The sequence below is a fragment of the Clostridium sp. AF35-15 genome (assembly GCF_003477745.1).
Classification (GTDB): domain Bacteria; phylum Bacillota; class Clostridia; order Lachnospirales; family Lachnospiraceae; genus Otoolea; species Otoolea fessa.
On sequence record NZ_QUDY01000010.1, the window covers coordinates 20,113 to 37,494 of the forward strand.

The 17,382-nt window shown below is 45.9% G+C and carries 20 protein-coding genes and 1 other RNA gene; 20 read left to right on the forward strand and 1 reads right to left on the reverse strand.

All coding sequences use genetic code 11. From position 1 onward, the window contains the following. The first annotated feature begins 3 nt into the window (after positions 1–3). The 15 genes from DWZ76_RS11450 to DWZ76_RS11510 all read left to right on the forward strand — a co-directional run bounded on the left by DWZ76_RS11450 (position 4) and on the right by DWZ76_RS11510 (position 11,830). Positions 4–2,901, forward strand: coding sequence for a hypothetical protein (locus DWZ76_RS11450; RefSeq protein ID WP_118472735.1), 2,898 nt, complete (start codon positions 4–6; stop codon positions 2,899–2,901). After that, the gene (locus tag DWZ76_RS11455; protein WP_118472736.1) at positions 2,894–3,301 is read left to right on the forward strand and encodes a hypothetical protein; all 408 of its coding nucleotides are present in this window, start codon (positions 2,894–2,896) and stop codon (positions 3,299–3,301) included. The genes DWZ76_RS11450 and DWZ76_RS11455 overlap by 8 nt, the downstream gene beginning before the upstream one ends. Further along, positions 3,301–5,055, forward strand: coding sequence for a hypothetical protein (locus tag DWZ76_RS11460; RefSeq protein WP_243017827.1), 1,755 nt, complete (start codon positions 3,301–3,303; stop codon positions 5,053–5,055). Before DWZ76_RS11455 ends, DWZ76_RS11460 begins: the two co-directional genes overlap by 1 nt. Further along, positions 5,048–5,491: a hypothetical protein gene (locus DWZ76_RS11465; protein ID WP_118472737.1), complete on the forward strand. Its 444-nt coding sequence runs from the start codon at positions 5,048–5,050 to the stop codon at positions 5,489–5,491. Before DWZ76_RS11460 ends, DWZ76_RS11465 begins: the two co-directional genes overlap by 8 nt. Then, entirely contained in the window at positions 5,488–6,015 is a 528-nt protein-coding gene (locus DWZ76_RS11470; protein WP_118472738.1) for a hypothetical protein, read from the forward strand. Before DWZ76_RS11465 ends, DWZ76_RS11470 begins: the two co-directional genes overlap by 4 nt. Continuing rightward, positions 6,008–6,430, forward strand: coding sequence for a hypothetical protein (locus DWZ76_RS11475; protein ID WP_118472739.1), 423 nt, complete (start codon positions 6,008–6,010; stop codon positions 6,428–6,430). Before DWZ76_RS11470 ends, DWZ76_RS11475 begins: the two co-directional genes overlap by 8 nt. A 2-nt stretch (positions 6,431–6,432) precedes the next feature. Continuing rightward, positions 6,433–7,335: a hypothetical protein gene (locus DWZ76_RS11480; protein ID WP_118472740.1), complete on the forward strand. Its 903-nt coding sequence runs from the start codon at positions 6,433–6,435 to the stop codon at positions 7,333–7,335. A gap of 13 nt (positions 7,336–7,348) precedes the next feature. Beyond that, on the forward strand, positions 7,349–8,044 hold the full coding sequence (locus DWZ76_RS11485) for a hypothetical protein (protein WP_118472741.1): 696 nt from the start codon (positions 7,349–7,351) through the stop codon (positions 8,042–8,044). A 123-nt stretch (positions 8,045–8,167) separates the two neighbouring features. Then, positions 8,168–9,190 (forward strand): tyrosine-type recombinase/integrase, encoded by a 1,023-nt coding sequence (locus tag DWZ76_RS11490; protein WP_118472742.1) that lies wholly within the window; start codon positions 8,168–8,170, stop codon positions 9,188–9,190. A 595-nt stretch (positions 9,191–9,785) separates the two neighbouring features. Further along, positions 9,786–10,163, forward strand: coding sequence for a hypothetical protein (locus DWZ76_RS11495; RefSeq protein WP_118472743.1), 378 nt, complete (start codon positions 9,786–9,788; stop codon positions 10,161–10,163). Beyond that, positions 10,163–10,276, forward strand: a complete 114-nt coding sequence (locus DWZ76_RS15420; RefSeq protein ID WP_279220596.1) for a CD1375 family protein — start codon at positions 10,163–10,165, stop codon at positions 10,274–10,276. The genes DWZ76_RS11495 and DWZ76_RS15420 overlap by 1 nt, the downstream gene beginning before the upstream one ends. A gap of 1 nt (position 10,277) precedes the next feature. After that, the gene (locus DWZ76_RS11500) at positions 10,278–10,523 is read left to right on the forward strand and encodes a hypothetical protein (protein WP_118472744.1); all 246 of its coding nucleotides are present in this window, start codon (positions 10,278–10,280) and stop codon (positions 10,521–10,523) included. Beyond that, on the forward strand, positions 10,520–10,696 hold the full coding sequence (locus DWZ76_RS15080; RefSeq protein WP_022359032.1) for a hypothetical protein: 177 nt from the start codon (positions 10,520–10,522) through the stop codon (positions 10,694–10,696). The genes DWZ76_RS11500 and DWZ76_RS15080 overlap by 4 nt, the downstream gene beginning before the upstream one ends. An 18-nt stretch (positions 10,697–10,714) precedes the next feature. After that, entirely contained in the window at positions 10,715–10,930 is a 216-nt protein-coding gene (locus tag DWZ76_RS11505; protein WP_022359033.1) for a hypothetical protein, read from the forward strand. 48 nt (positions 10,931–10,978) lie between these two features. Further along, complete coding sequence (locus DWZ76_RS11510) at positions 10,979–11,830, forward strand: M15 family metallopeptidase (protein WP_118472745.1); 852 nt, start codon at positions 10,979–10,981, stop codon at positions 11,828–11,830. Positions 11,831–12,061: 231 nt separating this feature from the next. On the opposite strand, the gene ssrA is transcribed toward DWZ76_RS11510, so the two are convergent. Beyond that, positions 12,062–12,402: a transfer-messenger RNA gene (gene ssrA, locus DWZ76_RS11515) on the reverse strand. Between the two features lie 469 nt (positions 12,403–12,871). Between ssrA and thrS the strand changes: the two genes are divergently transcribed. The 5 genes from thrS (at position 12,872) to rplT (ending at position 17,102) form a co-directional block, all read left to right on the forward strand. Further along, the gene (gene thrS, locus DWZ76_RS11525; RefSeq protein ID WP_118468734.1) at positions 12,872–14,809 is read left to right on the forward strand and encodes a threonine--tRNA ligase; all 1,938 of its coding nucleotides are present in this window, start codon (positions 12,872–12,874) and stop codon (positions 14,807–14,809) included. A gap of 355 nt (positions 14,810–15,164) precedes the next feature. Then, positions 15,165–15,479, forward strand: coding sequence for a DUF1540 domain-containing protein (locus DWZ76_RS11530; protein ID WP_107000017.1), 315 nt, complete (start codon positions 15,165–15,167; stop codon positions 15,477–15,479). Positions 15,480–15,984: 505 nt separating this feature from the next. After that, positions 15,985–16,479, forward strand: coding sequence for a translation initiation factor IF-3 (infC, locus tag DWZ76_RS11535; RefSeq protein ID WP_107000016.1), 495 nt, complete (start codon positions 15,985–15,987; stop codon positions 16,477–16,479). Positions 16,480–16,516: 37 nt separating this feature from the next. Continuing rightward, positions 16,517–16,714 (forward strand): 50S ribosomal protein L35, encoded by a 198-nt coding sequence (gene rpmI / locus DWZ76_RS11540; protein ID WP_022358435.1) that lies wholly within the window; start codon positions 16,517–16,519, stop codon positions 16,712–16,714. Positions 16,715–16,745: 31 nt separating this feature from the next. Beyond that, the gene (rplT, locus tag DWZ76_RS11545) at positions 16,746–17,102 is read left to right on the forward strand and encodes a 50S ribosomal protein L20 (RefSeq protein ID WP_022358436.1); all 357 of its coding nucleotides are present in this window, start codon (positions 16,746–16,748) and stop codon (positions 17,100–17,102) included. The last annotated feature ends 280 nt before the right edge of the window (positions 17,103–17,382 follow it).

Sequence of the window (17,382 nt, forward strand, 5' to 3'; positions counted from 1 at the left end):
TAGATGGCGGACGGAACCATAGTAATTGATACGGCGATCCGGAAAGACGGGCTTGATGCCGGAATTAATGAGATAGAACAGGCACTGGACGGCGCATCGGCGCAGCTTCATGATTATGGGGATTCTGTTCAGAAGTTCATCGATGACTATATGAACGGAGCCGGACAGGCATCTCGGTACACGAACGAATTAAAGCAGCAGGTTGAAACGCTGAAAGAGCAGTTGAAAGAGCTTGAAGGGAAAGGACAGTGGTTTGGAGACAGCGAATACGATGAGAAGTATTTGCAATATCAGAAACTTCTGCAGGCGGTAAAGGATTATAAAAGAGAAATTGTAAGCCCGACACCGGATGCGAAACTGTTTGATTCGAGCACCCTGGAAGGCCAGATCGAGAAGCTGACCGGAGACCTGATGAAATTACGCAACAGCGGAAAGGGCTTCGGGGATGAGACGTTTGATGCGACGGCGACCGCGCTGAAACGAGCCCAGCAGTCACTTGCAGACTATCAAAAAGAACTGTTTAAGACAGATGAGCAGCGGCAGAAAGAGGCAGAAACAGCCAGGAAGCAGGAAGAAGCGCAGCGGCGCGTGAATGAGAGGCTGGAGGAAGCGCGGCAAAAGGAAGCCGCCGCCGCTCAGGAAGCTGCCCGGCTTTCGGCGATCGGTGAGAATGCTAAAATTTCGAATCGACGCATCGTGTCCCTCAATAAGGAACTGGCTGCCCTGGAGGCACGACAAAAGGAACTGTCAAAAGCGGGCGTAGGGCCGGGATACAAAGAATATGACAGCAACGCCCGGAAAATAAGGAAGCTTAGGGAAGAACTGAGCCGTTACCAGAGCGGGGCAAAGGCATCTGAAAAGCAGACTAAGAAACTGAATAAATCCTTGGATAATACCAAGAGATCGGCGGGTGGCGCCCGGATGAGCATGAAACGGATGTTGATGATGTCTCTGATGTTTTCAACGGTGTTCCGTGCACTATCTGCAGTTGCTTCGGGGTTAAAGTCTGGTACGGATAACCTGGCGCAGTATTCGGATGATACAAATCGGGCGCTCTCTATGCTGGTGTCTGCCCTGACCCAGTTGAAAAACAGTTTTGCAACTGCATTTTCTCCGGCGATCGAGTATGCGGCACCGGCACTGACAAAAATGATTTCACTTTTGTCGGAAGCAGTTACGTGGGCGGCACAGCTGACGGCTGCTTTGACTGGCAAGGACACGTATACACGGGCAGTTAAGGTAGAAGAAGATTACGGCGCTGCCCTGAAGGAGAGCAACCAGCAGTTAAAGGATAAAGAGAAACTGAATAAAAAACTGCTGTTTAGCTTTGATGAGCTGATACAGGCACAGAAGAACAGCGGTGATACAAAAGATTATGTCGGACCAACACCGGATCAGATGTTCAAAACGGAGGAAGTTCCGAATGAAATGAAGGATCTGGCTGCGGATATAAAAAAGACATTCTCTGATTTGTTTGACCCGCTGAAAGAGTCGTGGAAAGAAAATGGTCCGGAAGTGACGGAGGCTGTTAAAGCGGCTTTTACGGCGATAAAGCAGCTGGCGGGGGATGTCGGGGCTTCCTTTATGCAGGTCTGGAATATGGAAGGATATGGGAAACGTATCACGGACGATCTGCTGATTACGGTTGCCAACCTGGCATGGACGGTCGCTAATCTGGCTACACAGTTGGATGCAGCATGGGTGGCAGGCGATACCGGCACAAACATCATGCGGCATCTGGGAGATATCATTTTAGAAATCACAGGCTTTTTCCGTGATGCATCGCAGAGTATGAAAGACTGGTCGGCAGATTTGGACTTTTCCCCGTTACTTACCAGTTTTGATGCAGTTTTGGCGGCACTGGGACCGGTGGTAGGAGACATTGGCGACGCGTTGCTGTGGTTATTGAATAAATGCCTTCTCCCGTTGGCAAAATGGGGGCTTGAATCAGGGCTTCCGGCGGTATTTGACCTGATAGCGGCGGCGCTGACGGCATTACATAGTGTGCTCATGGCAGCAGAACCGACATTCGACTGGATGTGGAATGATTTCTTCCAGCCGATTGGGCAATGGACAGGTGAGTTAATCATCGGAGCACTCCAGAAGCTTACGCAGGTGCTTTTGAGGTTTTCAGACTGGGCATCTCAGCATAAGAGTACGATTCAAGCGCTTACGGAGGTTGTAATCATGTTCTTTGCGGCATGGGCGGTCACAACGCTGGTTTCTCATGTTGGATTGATGATCGCGAATCTTGGGAAGCTGATTGGCGTTCTGGCAACGACCAATATCAAATTCTTGGCGATTGTGACGGTTCTGACAGCAGTTGCAGGGCTGGCAATGAAAGTGGCTCAGGCGTGGACAAAAATGACACCAGGAGAGCGGCTGGCGACGAAGATCATCGCGGTAGCTGGTGCGATTGCATTGGTGGTAGCGGCGATCGGAGCGTTGACTTCCAATTACGTGATGCTTGGCGTAGCGATGGCGGTTGCGTCAATTGCTGGATTGGGAATTTCTAGCATTGTGAGCAGTGCAAATTCCAGAAGCGGAAGCAGCAGACCCAATACAGCATCTGCATATCAGAATGCAAATCGGGCGGTTTCTTACGCGAGTGCACCGTTCAGGATGCCTCGTCTGGCAACTGGTACGGTGGTACCGCCGAGAGCGGGTGAGTTTGCTGCTATTCTGGGAGACAACAAACGGGAAACCGAGGTAGTATCGCCGCTTAGCACGATGAAGCAGGCTTTGAAAGAAGCGTTGGAGGAATCCGGGGCAATCGGAGGCGGAAGAGATATTCACATAGATTTGGTGCTGAACGGGCAGAGGTTTGCCAGTGCAGTATATAAGGCGAACAATCAGGAAAGACAGCGTGTAGGAGTAAGGATGGTGCAACAGAATGCCTAAGAATGGAAATGGAGTATTTGAGATTGACGGAATGACGTTTCGGTTATGGGTTAAAGAGCTGAAACGCTCTTTCAAAGTAACCGATACGGATAATTCTGGGCGGTTGAAAGATTACAGTATGTATCGGGACATTGCAGGTACCTTTTACAATTACACGCTGACGCTGGATCCGGATCGGAGCAATCGGGCTGATTACGATAGTTTTTATGAGATCGTGTCAGCGCCGAAAGCCTCTCATCATATGGTGTTTCCATATGGCCAGGGGACCTTGGAGTTCGAAGCGTATGTAACCAGCGGAGATGATAGTTTGAAGATGCAGGAGACGGATAACGGACATATCAATAAATGGTCGGGTCTGTCGCTGAATTTTATAGCCATGAAACCGAAAAGGAGACCGTGATGGGAGAAGGATTGAAAATCGTATATGATGATGTGGCGCCATATGCGAAAGAAAATAGCACTCCGCAGATTGTAAAAGCAGGATTGCGCCCTCATAAAGGACTTTTCCCGCGGGCGGGGTTGGTGCCGGCAGCGACAACCGTAGAACGAGAGTTCTTGGATCTACGCCGGGATGATTTGACCTATCCCGGTTACGCGCTTTGTTATCCTGGCTTTTCGCTGCTGGATGGAAACTATATCAATATGCCAGCTCCGGCAGTTGATTACGGATATATTTCGGATGAATGGTCGGATGCGGACGGTAATTTTGGATGGAGATACAGCAGAAAAGGGCTCACACCTAAAAAAGGGTTGTACCCGCGAACATTTCTATATCCGACATCTGGCGGAAGTACCTGGATGGATATGCCAGCACTGACGATCAGTTTCAACGGGAAGTTTTCAAGTGTAGGTATTCTTCTTACGTTCAATTTGCTGTCGGGAGATTATGCGCGGAAGCTCAATATTAAATGGTATGCAGATGATACTCTGCTTTCAAATAAGGATTTTGAGCCGGACAGTGCGAGATATTTCTGTAGCAATTATGTGCTACGGTACAACAAGATTGTACTGACATTCCAAAGTACATCAAAACCATACCGCCCGGCATTCCTTACCCGCATTGATTACGGAATCTATCGTGATTTCCTTTCAGATGAGTTGCTTGAAACGGATTGCTTGCAGGAGATCAATGCGATTTCAGAGAGTATCAGCATTAATACGCTGTCATTTACTGTTCGGGCTAAGAATAATATTCCGTTCGATCTGCAGAAAAAGCAGAGATTGGGATTGTACTTCGACGGCCGCTTGTTGGGAAATTTTTATTTGAAGAGCGGCGCCAGAAAGAACCGGGTCGATTATTATATGGACACACACGATGCACTGGGGATTCTGGATGGTAATGAATATCATGGAGGGATCTGCTCGGCTGTGAAAGTAGATACGGTACTGCAAGAAATATTTGCCGGGGAAGATTTTGGATATACATTGGATGAGTCCTATAAGGATGTTACGCTGACAGGGTATATCCCGTATACGAGCAAGCGAAATGCGCTGGTGCAGGTGGCATTTGCCATTGGTGCGATCGTAGACACGTCTTACGGAGATTGTGTGCGGATTTATCCGCAGCCACAGGAAGTAACGGGAACTTTTGATAATTCGAACACGTTTGATGGATTGACCCTAGAGCATAGCGACATAGTAACCGGAATCCGGCTGACCGTTCACAGCTATGCGGAGACGGATGAGGAGGAAGAGCTATACAAGGAAGCACTGAATGGAACCGCGGAGATTGTATTTTCGGAACCGCATCATAGCCTCTCGATCCTCGGCGGCGCTCTGGAAGAGAGTGGAGCCAATTATGCGATCATAACAGGAACAGGAGCCGTTATTACACTGACTGGGAAAAAATACGGTCATTCGACATCCCAGTTATCGAAAGATAATCCGGATATTATTTACAACAAAAATATTAAAGAAGTAACGGATGCGACTCTCATAAATCCAGAAAATGGACCAGCGGCACTGGAACGCATTTATGAATATTACCAGCGGGCAGAGAGCGTTGTTGGCGATGTGCTTCTGGAAGAGGACAAGCAGTTGGGACAGAAAGTGCAGATTGACACCGGCTACGACGGCATCCGCACAGGAGTAATAGAAAGCATTGATCCGAGTTTTGCAACAGGAATAAGAGCGAGGATAAGCATACATGAGTGAGATTCTTGACAGTTTGATATTTGACCGGGTACAGGAAGATTTAGATAACCTGACGTGGAAAGCGTATATTGATTATTCTGATTTGAACCGTATTGAGGGGGCTATAAAATGGGTTTCTTATGTGCTGAATCGGTATGGCTATAAAAATATGACACATAATAAATTGAATTGGAAAATGAATGATTTCCGAACGGAGAAAGAGATGGAGCGCCTGCGGGATAATATAGCAGCTATCCGGGCGGCTTATTACACCCCAGACAGTACACCGCTTACGCCGGAAAGAATTACATACACATCCATTTATCAGGCAAACGCGATCGAGAAGATCATTTATGATATTGGCACATTGATTGAGACGTCCTCTCCGGGAATGCAGCATTTAAGTTTCAGGCTGGGAGCCGGCAGGGTGCTAGGGAACAGGAGTATAGCAATATGAGCTTAAAGACAGATTATAAAAACGATATCTTTACTGGCAAGCGGAAATATCAGATAACCAATAATACGGATGGAACAGTCTCCCTGGATGATGTAACGACCTATGTGCAGGAGGGGGATATTCTTTCGGCGGATGATGTGAATGCGATCAATAAAGCGGTAAATGAGCTGCAGACAGGAAGCGATTCGTTCCAGGAAGAAATTACAAAACGGGTCGAGGATGTATCAGGAACAGCGGAGGCCTTGACGGGGGAAGTGCTTCTGACGCTTCGAGCCTCCGGATGGAGCGATACGGCACCGTATACGCAGAAGGTTTCATTTGCTGGAATAAAGGAAACGGACATTCCTATATACGGGTTACGTTTGACGGGAACGCTGTCCAACGTGACGGTAGAAGCGCAGAAACTTGCGTGGGGCTACGTGGATCGGATCGCATCGGGTGATGGCGTTGTGACGGCATATTGTTACAGCAAAAAGCCTGTGACGGACATCGTGGTATCGGCGAAAGGGGTAAAACATGGCTGATGGAATTTTGTTAAAGCATGGTGCCGGTGTGGATAATACGGATTTGACCGCGGTATCGGGGGATGTCCTGGAAGGAGAGAAGTTCTTGGGAGCTGACAGCAAGGAAGCGCAGATGGGAGCGATGAAACGGATAACGGCGGTTGATAAGTCAATGACCGTCAATGAGACTTACAACATCCCTGCTGGATATCATGCTGGTACGGATTCTTTCCATCAGTCAGGGATTCCAGTTGAGGATGGTCCGCAGATTGATCCAGGCAGCGGTGGAATTACTGTAAATGTAAAAGGAAAATACCTGCAGAGTAATGCAGTTCTTATGTCGGTGGAGAACCTACGACCAGAAGTGATAAAGTACGGGGTTCAAATCGGAGATATTACGGGAAATTATCAAGGATTTCCAGATGAGGAGGGGTAACGGTGGATGGATTGCTGGATATGGTGGTGCAGAGCGCAGATTTTGATGCGCTGACAGCGACACCGGAAATGGTATTGGAAAAGAAAAAATTCATTGGTCCAGATGGCGCTATCAGTGTAGGTACAATGCCTGATAGGGGTTCCCCTACGATTTCCCTTCCCTTGAATGGAACAGCGTCAATACCGGCAGGAAAATACAGTGGAGGAAAGGTTACGCAGAATATCCCGGCAATGGGAGATTATACAATCTATCCGACCAGTAAAGAACAGCAGATTCCAACAAAAGGGGTCTATATGGGTGGAAACATCATCGTTCCCAAGCTGAGCAATCTGGTGCCAGAGAATATCAAAGAAGGGGAATACGTCGGCGGAGTCGGACCGGGAACCTGGAAAGGGTTTGTGGTGAATGATCCGTATACACTGTATTACAGGGGGACATTTGGGCCGGGGCAGAGTGTTGTCTTGAGTAATGAAGATAAGACACCAAATTTTACATATGAAGATCGCGATCTATGGATGCAATATTCGATATTGTGGGCGGCAATTATATTTAATCTTCCAGTGAATATAACTGGAAAGAATTTGATGAAAATTGGTTATACGTGTTATGCACCATCTGCTAATGCTGCGGCATATGGGCAACCGTATGGTGCCCCTATGCTGACCACATATGATCCTAGAGAGAAAAGTGCAAGCGATATTGCACATGATAATTTACTGTTTCAAGTGAATGACTATGGTGAGCCACCAGTAAAGATGCGATTTAGAGCTAGAGAGGCTGGAGAAAATCACGGAGAGTTTTCTGTTGATGTTAGTACTATTTCAAGAGATGTATATGTTTCATTGTATACATACATGGGCATTAAAAATACATGGATAAAAATACGATGGGTTAAATTCGAGTAAAGGAGAAAGCAGTATGGGAATGAATGATAAACATGATTACGAGCCAACGAAATGGGTAGACAATAGCGAACCGGATATTGATGCAGAACATTTGAATAAAATTGAATCAGCACTGCAAGAATACGGTGTCAGCATTGATGAGCTGGCGGCGACAGGGGGTACCGCCGCGAAAGTCAAGGCTACCGATACATACGGTTTGGTAGTGAGTGCCTTAGGGGAGAGCACAGCACAGGCGCTGATCGATGCGATCGCCAATAAGGTTGTGAATGAGCTTATCAATAAAAATAAGATTGTAAATAACTTGCTGGCAACAGACGAAAGCACTGTTTTGGCTGGTCCGCAGGGCGCAGCATTGGGTGCGAGGCTTAAAGTTAACGAAGATGCGGTTGCTAAGTTAAATAGCGAAATAGGGTATATCCAAAATTATGATATAGATACATTATCATCTCCATCTCAATTAACTCATTCTGGTTATTATCAATTTGTAAATTGTAGTTCAACAGTTAATGATAATGCATCCACTAAATTTACAGATTATCAAATTGGAGACTTTGTAGGCTTATTAATTACGAGAAATGGCTATGCTACTTCAGATGCAGGTTGCCAATGGGGTACATTTATCATTACTTCACCTAGATTCACAAATAAGTTTTGGATAGGTCGAATTTGGGGATATAAGTTCGTAAATTTCATTAAAATTGGATCATAAGTTCAGATTATGAGAACATTAAAAAATATACTAACAATTTAATCTAATGAAGATTTCATTGAGAAAATTTTACAGAATCTCTCTTTTTTGTTACCTTAAAAGTATCGGAAGGAGAGATTTTATATGATAGAAGAGTTATTAATGAATGTGGTAAACGCAATGAGTAATTGCTTGGATGAAGAGCAGTTGGACAAGCTGCAGAATGTCCTGTACATCAATTTCCACGATGTGAGAGTAGTAGAAGAGAAAAATGAACTTCAGGCGACCGGCACCGATAACGACACCGTAAAAATGCGGCTGTTTGTCGCTTCTAAAAAGGTGTCTGGGCGTCAGGATAATACACTGGCGCAATATATCCGGGAGATTACCAACTGCCGGAATGCGCTGCGGAAAAACATTGAGGATATTACCACAATGGATTTGCGCTGGTATTTCGGAATGCTGAGAGAGCGGAATAAAATCAGTATGGTTACTTTACAAGGACGGATGCGTTATCTCAATAGTTTCTGGACATTTTTGCAAAAAGAGAATCTGGTTAAGGATAATCCGGTGGCACGCATTGAGTCGCTCCGGATCGAGAGCACCATCAAAAAAGCGTTCTCGGCGCAGGAGTTGGAAGCACTTCGAATGGCTTGCGCCCGTCCGAGGGATCGGGCGCTCATAGAGTTTTTATATGCCACAGGCGTGCGAGTATCGGAGTTGTGTAGTCTAAATGTGGGAGACATAGATTTATACAAGCAGGAGTTTAAAGTGATGGGAAAGGGTAGAAAAGAACGTCATCTGTACATATCGGATGCCACGTGCTTCCACCTATACCGTTACCTGCGTTGGCGGATGAGTAGAGAGGGACTGACGATGGAAGAGTTGGCAAATAAGCCACTTTTTGTATCAGCCAAGAAGCCATACACTCGCATGACGGTGGCGGGAGTGCAGTATCTTGTAAAGACTCTTGGCAAAAAGGCGGGTGTAGGAAATGTGCATCCGCACCGGTTCCGTCGGACTTTTGCCACGGACCTTCTAAACCGCGGAATGAGAATAGAGGAGGTTATGGTGTTGATGGGGCATACCAAGATTGAGACGACACTGATATACTGCAATATAAAACAGGACAATGTCAGAGAGTCTTATCGTAAATATGCAGCGTAGGTAGGAGAGTGGCATAACTTTTTAGGTCGGCAGAAATGGCGGCTTTTTTGTTGTGCGCAAAAATAGGAGATGGGAGAGGATAGGGGAGTGGGGGACGATCTGTGACAAAAACAGAGTAAGTTTTCCACAGTTAAATCTTCATTATTTGATTCTGGTAGCCCATATTTCAAATTGAACATTTAAAGATGTTGATACAAAGGCATAAAAATACAGAGAAGTTTTTTGGGTAAAATCATACATCATGACATTATTTACTGTACGATATACGACATTATCGCGGCAAGTTACAGGCATATTTATTGTTTTCTCATACAATGATAAATCAGAATCGTGCGTGTCTATTGCAGTATCAATATATACACTTGAATCTGCCTGAACGTGTGCTTTATATCCAAGAATATATCTACCCGCTGGCAAGGTAATGAAATTTGTTTCATTTCGAACCCAGTTATTGCTTTTATCAGAAAGGATTTCTATATTTCCGACACCAGACCAATAGAAAGTCCCGATGTCGCTATTTTGTGGAGAGAACCAGAAATGATACATCATGCTAATATAAAATAAGTAAATCCTATTAATAAGGAGGAAAAATATTATGGATAAAATGATTCTCAAAGACAACACAACAGTCGAACTGCAGACAGGAGCATCCCTGTCAGCGGTAACAGCCAAGTTTGACAGCAAGGATGCTATGCTGGAAACTTGGAAAACACTGACTTCGGAAAATCTGGCAGAAGTAAAATTCCAGAATAATGCTGGAATGACTGTCGGGACATATACGGACTTGGTTCTTGAATCTGAAACCTCGTGGGAAGTATCTGATGGCGTACAGACCACGTTTTCTTTCCGTGCGAAAACCGACACAGAGAAACGCTTGGATGCTCTGGAAGAGGGGCAGACAGTGCAGGACGAGGCGATCAATGACCTCGGAATAGCGACAAGCGAGCTGGCAGAGAAAGAAGGTGCAGAATAATGGGAACATTTTATGGAAAGAGAATCAGAAGCGGAAAAATGACACTGGAAGAGGTACCGTTATATTGGCGTAAGGTAACCGAGAAATGGTTGGAGGAGCATCCGGAGGGATAGAATGATCGATACAGAAATTGCAGTAGCCTTGATCGCGTCCGGCGGAGGTGTCCTGGGGGCTTTTGCAGGTGTGATTGCATCGGCGAAGCTCATGACATACCGGATGGGGCAGCTTGAAAAGAAAGTTGAAAAGCATAATACAGTAATCGAACGCACGTATAAGCTGGAAGAAATACAGGCTGTCATGCGGGAACAAATCCGAGTGGCGAATCATCGTATCCAGGATTTGGAGGAGGGAAGAGCTTGAAAGAAAAACTTGCGAAACTGATTGATGTAAAAAGCCTTATGACATTAGCATTGACAGCGGGATTCATTGGGCTGACGTGTTCCGGAGAAGTATCCGGACAGGAATACATGAGCATTTTCACTATGATTGTGGGGTTTTATTTCGGAACCCAGGCAGAGAAAGCAAGAAAATAGAAAGAGAGGAAAGAAAAGATGAGTTGTAACGTACATGGAAACAAGAATGCAAACGAAGTACATAACTATAGCGCTAAGAAAGCGCAGAAATTAGGGCATCCGGAAATGACGGTAGATCCAGAGTGCACCTGCGACGTTGGCTGCACGGGTCCGGCAAAAGAAGGAAAAGGGAATACGCCGGTAGGACCGGGAGCAGAAACAAAAAAGCCGGGACCGGCAGATGAGTGCAAATAATGATTTAGGGCGGATATTTTCCGCCCTGTGTTCGTAGAAAGGACAAATATGAGAGATATCACATTATGCCATCCGCGTCTCCAGACGCTGACCGCGCAGCTCGTCGATAAGTGTGCCGATGCAGGCTTTCCGATCAAAATTGGGGAATCTTTCCGGAGCGCCGCCGAACAGGATGCTCTGTATGCACAGGGACGCACGCGACCTGGCAGCATTGTTACCAATGCCAAGGGCAGCAGCTACAGCAGTCAGCACCAGTGGGGCATCGCAGCGGATTTCTACCGGGCGGACGGAAAAGGCGCATACAATGAGTCAGGAGATTATTTCAACCGGGTTGGGGCGATCGCCAAGCAGCTGGGGCTTGCATGGGGAGGCGATTGGAAAAGCATCGTAGACAAGCCGCACGTATATTTGCCGGATTGGGGCAGCGGTACCGGGATTTTGAAACAGAAATATGGTACATTTGAGAATTTCAAGAAAACCTGGGTAATGGACGGGGGCACAGTGACAGAACAGCCAGGCACTCCGCAGGTATCGGTCAGCGACCTGAAAGAAGTAAAGAGCGGCATACGCGGGTTGAGCGTCACTGCGTCCTCACTTATTATCCGAACAGCTCCAAAAGGCACGGACACAGGCAAACGCTACACCAAGGATCAGCGCGTGCAGCCGATTGGCAAGTGCTTTGCCGACGGCGATCCGTGGATCCAGACCGCGGACGGCTGGATATCTGGCAAGTACCTTGAGGGTTGGCTTTTACAGGATGGAAGCTGGTGGTATCTGCTGAGTGGTTACACATACCGGCATGATACGGTCTGCCGGATTGACGGGCAGGCGTATGCGTTTGATTCTGACGGCTGGATGATTACCGCGGATCGGATAGCTGCCGACGGACACATCAAATAAGAAGAAAAACTCCACGATATCATAAAAAACACGATATAAGCACATAGCAAAAGGACTGTTATCCCTTGAAAGTAAAGGAAAAACAGCCCTTTTTTCGTGTGATATTTCGTGTGATATTTACCCCGAAAAGGGGGTTCAAAATGCCGAAAATGGCATTCGCAAAGAAGTTCCTTAAAACACCGAGAACCCTTGTAAATAAAGGAAAAATCCAATATTTACAAGGGTTCCTGTGAGTGGACCAGACGGGAGTTGAACCCGTGTCCAAAAACCAATTCCCTGTTCTTCTACTATCATAGTCCGTTCTTTGACATTCCCTCTATCCTGCGGAAACGAACATCCTCAGAACTTCAGTAGTTCCTGATACGCCTGACAGTCCGGAACCCGCCTGTCATCGTTTCTCACATATTCGATGCCAGATTCTTAAAGTGTGAGTGCTCTAAGGCTGACAACTGCCAAATTAGGCAGCGTATGCTAATTTGTTGTTAGCGTTTAATTTTAAGTTTGCCATTTAACGCATCGCATGCGGATAGCTTCACCAGCTTCATGATCCCTGTCGAAACCGGTACTGGCCCTTATATTTAGATCCTTATTATCATACCATGAAAGAGGCGGTCTGTCAATGTAGTGAAAACTCAAGAGAAAAATATCTTGACAAAATAGAAACAGCTGATATAATCGAGACTGTAATGATGAACCAGAAACGGGTTTATCTATATAAAGAAAGTGTTGAGAAGACCAGTAGGATTGTGGAACTGGACAGAGAACGGCGTCGCAGGAAAAGCCTGAAATAACAGAGGCAGGTGGCTGTGGGTGGAAGCGTCGGACAGGAAAACAAATCTGAATACCAGCTTTGAATGTCCCTTAATCGGGAACGGTGATTCCGTTATCATCAGAATGAAGTGGAATCGATCCGAACGATCGATTCAATAAGGGTGGAACCGCGATTTATCGTCCCTTAGTCAGAAACATCTGGCTAAGGGACTTTTTTGGTTCTTCTGGTCAGGAAGCTTTTATTATTTCAGAACGAAAAGGAGAAAAAAGATGAAGATCACATTAAAAGATGGCTCTGTCAAAGAATATGCGAGCCCGATGTCCATCATCGACATTGCAAAAGACATCAGCGAAGGCCTGGCGAGAGTGGCATGTCTGGGTGAGGTTGACGGTGAGGAAGAAGATCTCCGTACCGTGATCGACCATGACTGTCAGTTAAATATCCTGACTGCAAAGGATGAGAAAGGTCTGGCAGCTCTGCGCCATACCGCCAGCCATGTAATGGCACAGGCTGTAAAACGCCTTTACCCGGAGACAAAACTTGCGATTGGACCGTCCATCGCAGACGGTTTCTACTATGATGTCGATCCGGCTACCCCTCTGACTGCAGAGGATCTGCCGAAGATCGAGGCAGAGATGAAGAAAATCATCAAAGAAGCACTTCCACTGGAGCGCTTTACTCTGCCGAGAAATGAAGCGATCGAGTTCATGAAGGAGAAAGAGGAGCCGTACAAGGTAGAATTAATCGAGGATCTGCCGGAGGATGCAGAGATTAGCTTCTACCGTCAGGGTGATTTTACTGACTTATGTGCAGGACCTCACATGATGAACACCAAGGGTGTTGGTAAGGCATTTAAGCTGATGAATCTGGCAGGCGCATACTGGAGAGGCAGCGAGAAGAACAAAATGCTGACCCGTATCTATGCGACCGCATTTGCAACCAAAGAGGATCTGGAAGCATACATCACAATGATGGAAGAGGCAAAGAAACGTGACCATCGTAAACTGGGCAAAGAACTTGGCCTGTTCATGATGCACGATGCAGGTCCGGGTTTCCCGTTCTTCCTGCCGAAGGGCATGGTACTGAAAAATACCCTGCTTGATTACTGGAGAGAAATCCATAAAAAAGCTGGTTATGTAGAGATTTCCACTCCGATCATCCTGAATCGCAAGCTCTGGGAGACTTCCGGACACTGGGATCATTACAAAAACAACATGTATACAACTGTGATCGATGAAGAGGATTACGCAATTAAACCAATGAACTGTCCGGGCGGCGTTTTAGTATACGCTTCTGAGCCACGTTCCTACCGTGATCTGCCGCTGCGTATGGGTGAGCTTGGTATCGTTCATCGTCATGAGAAATCTGGTCAGCTTCATGGTCTGATGCGTGTACGCTGTTTCACACAGGATGATGCACATATCTTCATGACACCGGAGCAGATCAAGGACGAGATCAAGGGCGTTGTACACCTGATCAACCAGGTATATTCCCTGTTTGGGTTCAAATATCACGTAGAGCTGTCCACCCGTCCGGAAGACAGCATGGGAAGTGATGAAGATTGGGAGATGGCAACCGAAGGCTTGCGTTCCGCTCTGGAAGAGCTGGGACTGCCGTATGTGGTAAACGAGGGCGATGGCGCATTCTATGGACCGAAGATCGACTTCCATCTGGAAGATTCTATCGGAAGAACCTGGCAGTGTGGTACCATCCAGCTTGACTTCCAGCTTCCACAGCGATTTGAATTAGAGTACACCGGAGCAGACGGCGAGAAACATCGTCCGATCATGATTCACCGTGTTGTATTTGGTTCCATCGAGCGTTTCATCGGTATCCTGATCGAGCACTTCGCAGGTGCATTCCCAACCTGGCTGGCACCGGTACAGGTAAAGATTCTTCCGATCTCTGACAAATACGCAGATTACAGCAAGGAAGTTCTGGACAAGCTGACCGAGGCTGGCATCCGTGCAGAGATGGATACACGTTCCGAGAAGATCGGCTACAAGATCCGCGAGGCACAGACCCAGAAGATCCCGTACATGCTGGTTGTTGGACAGAAAGAGGAAGAAGAGAAGACCGTTTCCGTCCGCAGCCGTTTTGCGGGTGACGAGGGCGCAAGCAGTGTAGAGAGCTTCATCGAGTCTATCCAGAAGGAGATCGAAGAGAAAAACCTGCGTGAGACTGTGAAAGCAGACGAAGCTAAATAATTTTGAAAAATTAAAAAATCAGGCAGACGCATCTGTGAGATAAAATCATGGATGCGTTTGTTTTAGTTTGCACGAATAAATCCAAAAAAGAAGCAGATACTACTCCTGAATCTAAAAACCAGTAACTGTTCACAGGCAGGAATTTTCTGAACTGAAAGTTCCGTACGATACAGTTCTGGTTGCAGATTTTGCCGATTTGGAATGCGAAGTATCGGCAAAATCCCGTTACTGGTCATACATGTGTGAACAGCAACGAAAACCATGACACATTGAAAAGTGTATCGCTGAAAAGTTTGACGGCTGGATGCCGGAGGAGACTTTCGGTGATGCATGTCAGAAAACAGGAGGAAAAATCATGACAAAACTGGATTGTAGTGTAACCGGATGTATGCACAATGCGGAAAACTGCTGCTGTAAAAATACCATTCTGGTAGAAGGAAAGACGGCGCAGGATAAATGCGATACCTGCTGTGGCAGCTTCGACGAGAAGAAAGGCGGCACATTCCGCAACCTTTTTAAAACACCGGAGAGCCGTCTCGAAGTAGAGTGCGAGGCAACGAACTGTGTTTATAATACAGACCGCCGGTGCAGCGCGGAACACATCGGAATTACCGGAGGCAATGCGACAGTTTCTATGCAGACGGAATGTTCGAGTTTCCAGAAACGGTGACTGATGCGGTTTTCTTTTTTAATAGAAGAAAGACTGCATAAATATTCGAAATAAAAAATGCCGCCGGATATGGAAAATTCTGTCAGGAAGGAAGCAAAACCGGGCAGAGGTAATGATATCCGGCGGTAGTTTTTAGTATGTCCGTAAATGTATTTGCGTACGTTGCCGTCATTCGCGCAACGCGTGAACCATATTTAAAAATCATTTGTAAATCTTCTCAAAAATCTTCTCAAAAATCTCGAAAAAACCGGTTGACATTCCAAAGAAACCATAGTATACTAACAAAAGTTGTGAGGAAACAACTTCACGAAGACAGGAAAGCAGGTTATCTACCTCACCTCAGCACGAGCAAGTGACTGTGGGTTCATAAATTTGAGAAATTTCCTATATTGGATTTCCTATTATGAGTAAGTGGATGGTCTGTACTGTTCACTTATTTTTTTTTTGACACTGAATCAACCAAAATCATCACATATCATGGGGGTGCACGACTATTAGCGAGTTAATGATTAACGAACAGATTAGAGACAGAGAGGTTCGTTTGATTGGCGAAAATGGAGAGCAGCTTGGAATCATGTCCGCAAAGGATGCTTACAAGTTAGCGAAAGAAGCGGAACTGGATTTAGTAAAGATTGCTCCGACTGCAAAGCCGCCGGTCTGCAAGATTATCGATTACGGTAAATACAGATACGAGCTTGCAAGAAAAGAAAAAGAAGCTAAGAAGAAACAGAAGGTAATCGAGATCAAGGAAGTTCGTCTTTCCCCGAATATCGATGAAAATGACCTGAATACCAAGATGAACAATGCGAGAAAATTCCTGGAAAAAGGCAATAAAGTAAAGGTTACACTTCGTTTCAGAGGTCGTGAGATGGCACATATGTCAAAGACAAAGTATATCCTTGACGATTTTGCAGAGAAGCTTGCCGATATCGCAGCCGTTGATAAACCGGCAAAAGTAGAAGGAAGAAGTATTGTACTGTTCCTTTCTGCGAAACGCTAGATATAAGGACATAACTATTATTAAGGAGGACTACACCATGCCTAAAATGAAAACAAGCAGAGCAGCTGCTAAACGTTTTAAAACAACCGGAACCGGAAAGTTAGTAAGAAATAAAGCTTACAAATCCCACATCTTAACTAAGAAATCTACAAAGAGAAAAAGAAATCTTAGAAAAGACATCGTTACTGATGCTACAAACAGCAAGGTAATGAAGAAGATTTTACCGTACTTATAAGATTCGAGGATTAAGAAGGAGGAAATAACCGATGGCAAGAGTAAAAGGCGGATTAAACGCTAAAAAGAAACACAATAGAGTATTAAAGCTGGCAAAGGGTTACAGAGGCGCACGTTCCAAACAGTACCGTGTAGCTAAGCAGTCCGTAATGAGAGCTCTTACAAGCTCCTACGCTGGTCGTAAAGAGAGAAAGAGACAGTTCAGACAGCTGTGGATCGCTCGTATCAACGCAGCAGCACGTATCAATGGTCTGTCCTACAGCAAGTTCATGTACGGCTTAAAGCAGGCTGGTGTTGAGATGAACCGCAAGATCCTTTCTGACATGGCTATCAACGATGCAGAAGGTTTCGCAAAACTGGCAGAGCTGGCTAAGTCCAAACTTGCGTAAGCAAAGAGCAGTGCGAAAAAAAGAAGCCACACACAGAAGCGTTGTGTTTACACAAAAGCGGCTGTGTGTGGCTTCTTTTTTTCATAGGGCGAATGCCCGACAGCGAGGAAAAACGAAGTTTTTTCGAGCTGCTGCACTGCGGACTAGAAAGAAGTGATCCATAGAAGCGTTGTGTTTACACAAAAGCAGCTGTGTGTGGCTTCTTTTTTTCATAGGGCGAATGCCCGACAGCGAGGAAAAACGAAGTTTTTTCGAGCTGCTGCACTGCGGACTAGAAAGA

Bases quoted from the DNA above. Each gene is read 5' to 3' on its own strand.
- DWZ76_RS11450 (WP_118472735.1), top strand. From the start codon at position 4: ATGGCGGACGGAACCATAGTAATTGATACGGCGATCCGGAAAGACGGG.
- DWZ76_RS11455 (WP_118472736.1), top strand. From the start codon at position 2,894: ATGCCTAAGAATGGAAATGGAGTATTTGAGATTGACGGAATGACGTTT.
- DWZ76_RS11460 (WP_243017827.1), top strand. From the start codon at position 3,301: ATGGGAGAAGGATTGAAAATCGTATATGATGATGTGGCGCCATATGCG.
- DWZ76_RS11465 (WP_118472737.1), top strand. From the start codon at position 5,048: ATGAGTGAGATTCTTGACAGTTTGATATTTGACCGGGTACAGGAAGAT.
- DWZ76_RS11470 (WP_118472738.1), top strand. From the start codon at position 5,488: ATGAGCTTAAAGACAGATTATAAAAACGATATCTTTACTGGCAAGCGG.
- DWZ76_RS11475 (WP_118472739.1), top strand. From the start codon at position 6,008: ATGGCTGATGGAATTTTGTTAAAGCATGGTGCCGGTGTGGATAATACG.
- DWZ76_RS11485 (WP_118472741.1), top strand. From the start codon at position 7,349: ATGGGAATGAATGATAAACATGATTACGAGCCAACGAAATGGGTAGAC.
- DWZ76_RS11490 (WP_118472742.1), top strand. From the start codon at position 8,168: ATGATAGAAGAGTTATTAATGAATGTGGTAAACGCAATGAGTAATTGC.
- DWZ76_RS11495 (WP_118472743.1), top strand. From the start codon at position 9,786: ATGGATAAAATGATTCTCAAAGACAACACAACAGTCGAACTGCAGACA.
- DWZ76_RS15420 (WP_279220596.1), top strand. From the start codon at position 10,163: ATGGGAACATTTTATGGAAAGAGAATCAGAAGCGGAAAAATGACACTG.
- DWZ76_RS11500 (WP_118472744.1), top strand. From the start codon at position 10,278: ATGATCGATACAGAAATTGCAGTAGCCTTGATCGCGTCCGGCGGAGGT.
- DWZ76_RS11505 (WP_022359033.1), top strand. From the start codon at position 10,715: ATGAGTTGTAACGTACATGGAAACAAGAATGCAAACGAAGTACATAAC.
- DWZ76_RS11510 (WP_118472745.1), top strand. From the start codon at position 10,979: ATGAGAGATATCACATTATGCCATCCGCGTCTCCAGACGCTGACCGCG.
- thrS (WP_118468734.1), top strand. From the start codon at position 12,872: ATGAAGATCACATTAAAAGATGGCTCTGTCAAAGAATATGCGAGCCCG.
- DWZ76_RS11530 (WP_107000017.1), top strand. From the start codon at position 15,165: ATGACAAAACTGGATTGTAGTGTAACCGGATGTATGCACAATGCGGAA.
- infC (WP_107000016.1), top strand. From the start codon at position 15,985: ATGATTAACGAACAGATTAGAGACAGAGAGGTTCGTTTGATTGGCGAA.
- rpmI (WP_022358435.1), top strand. From the start codon at position 16,517: ATGCCTAAAATGAAAACAAGCAGAGCAGCTGCTAAACGTTTTAAAACA.
- rplT (WP_022358436.1), top strand. From the start codon at position 16,746: ATGGCAAGAGTAAAAGGCGGATTAAACGCTAAAAAGAAACACAATAGA.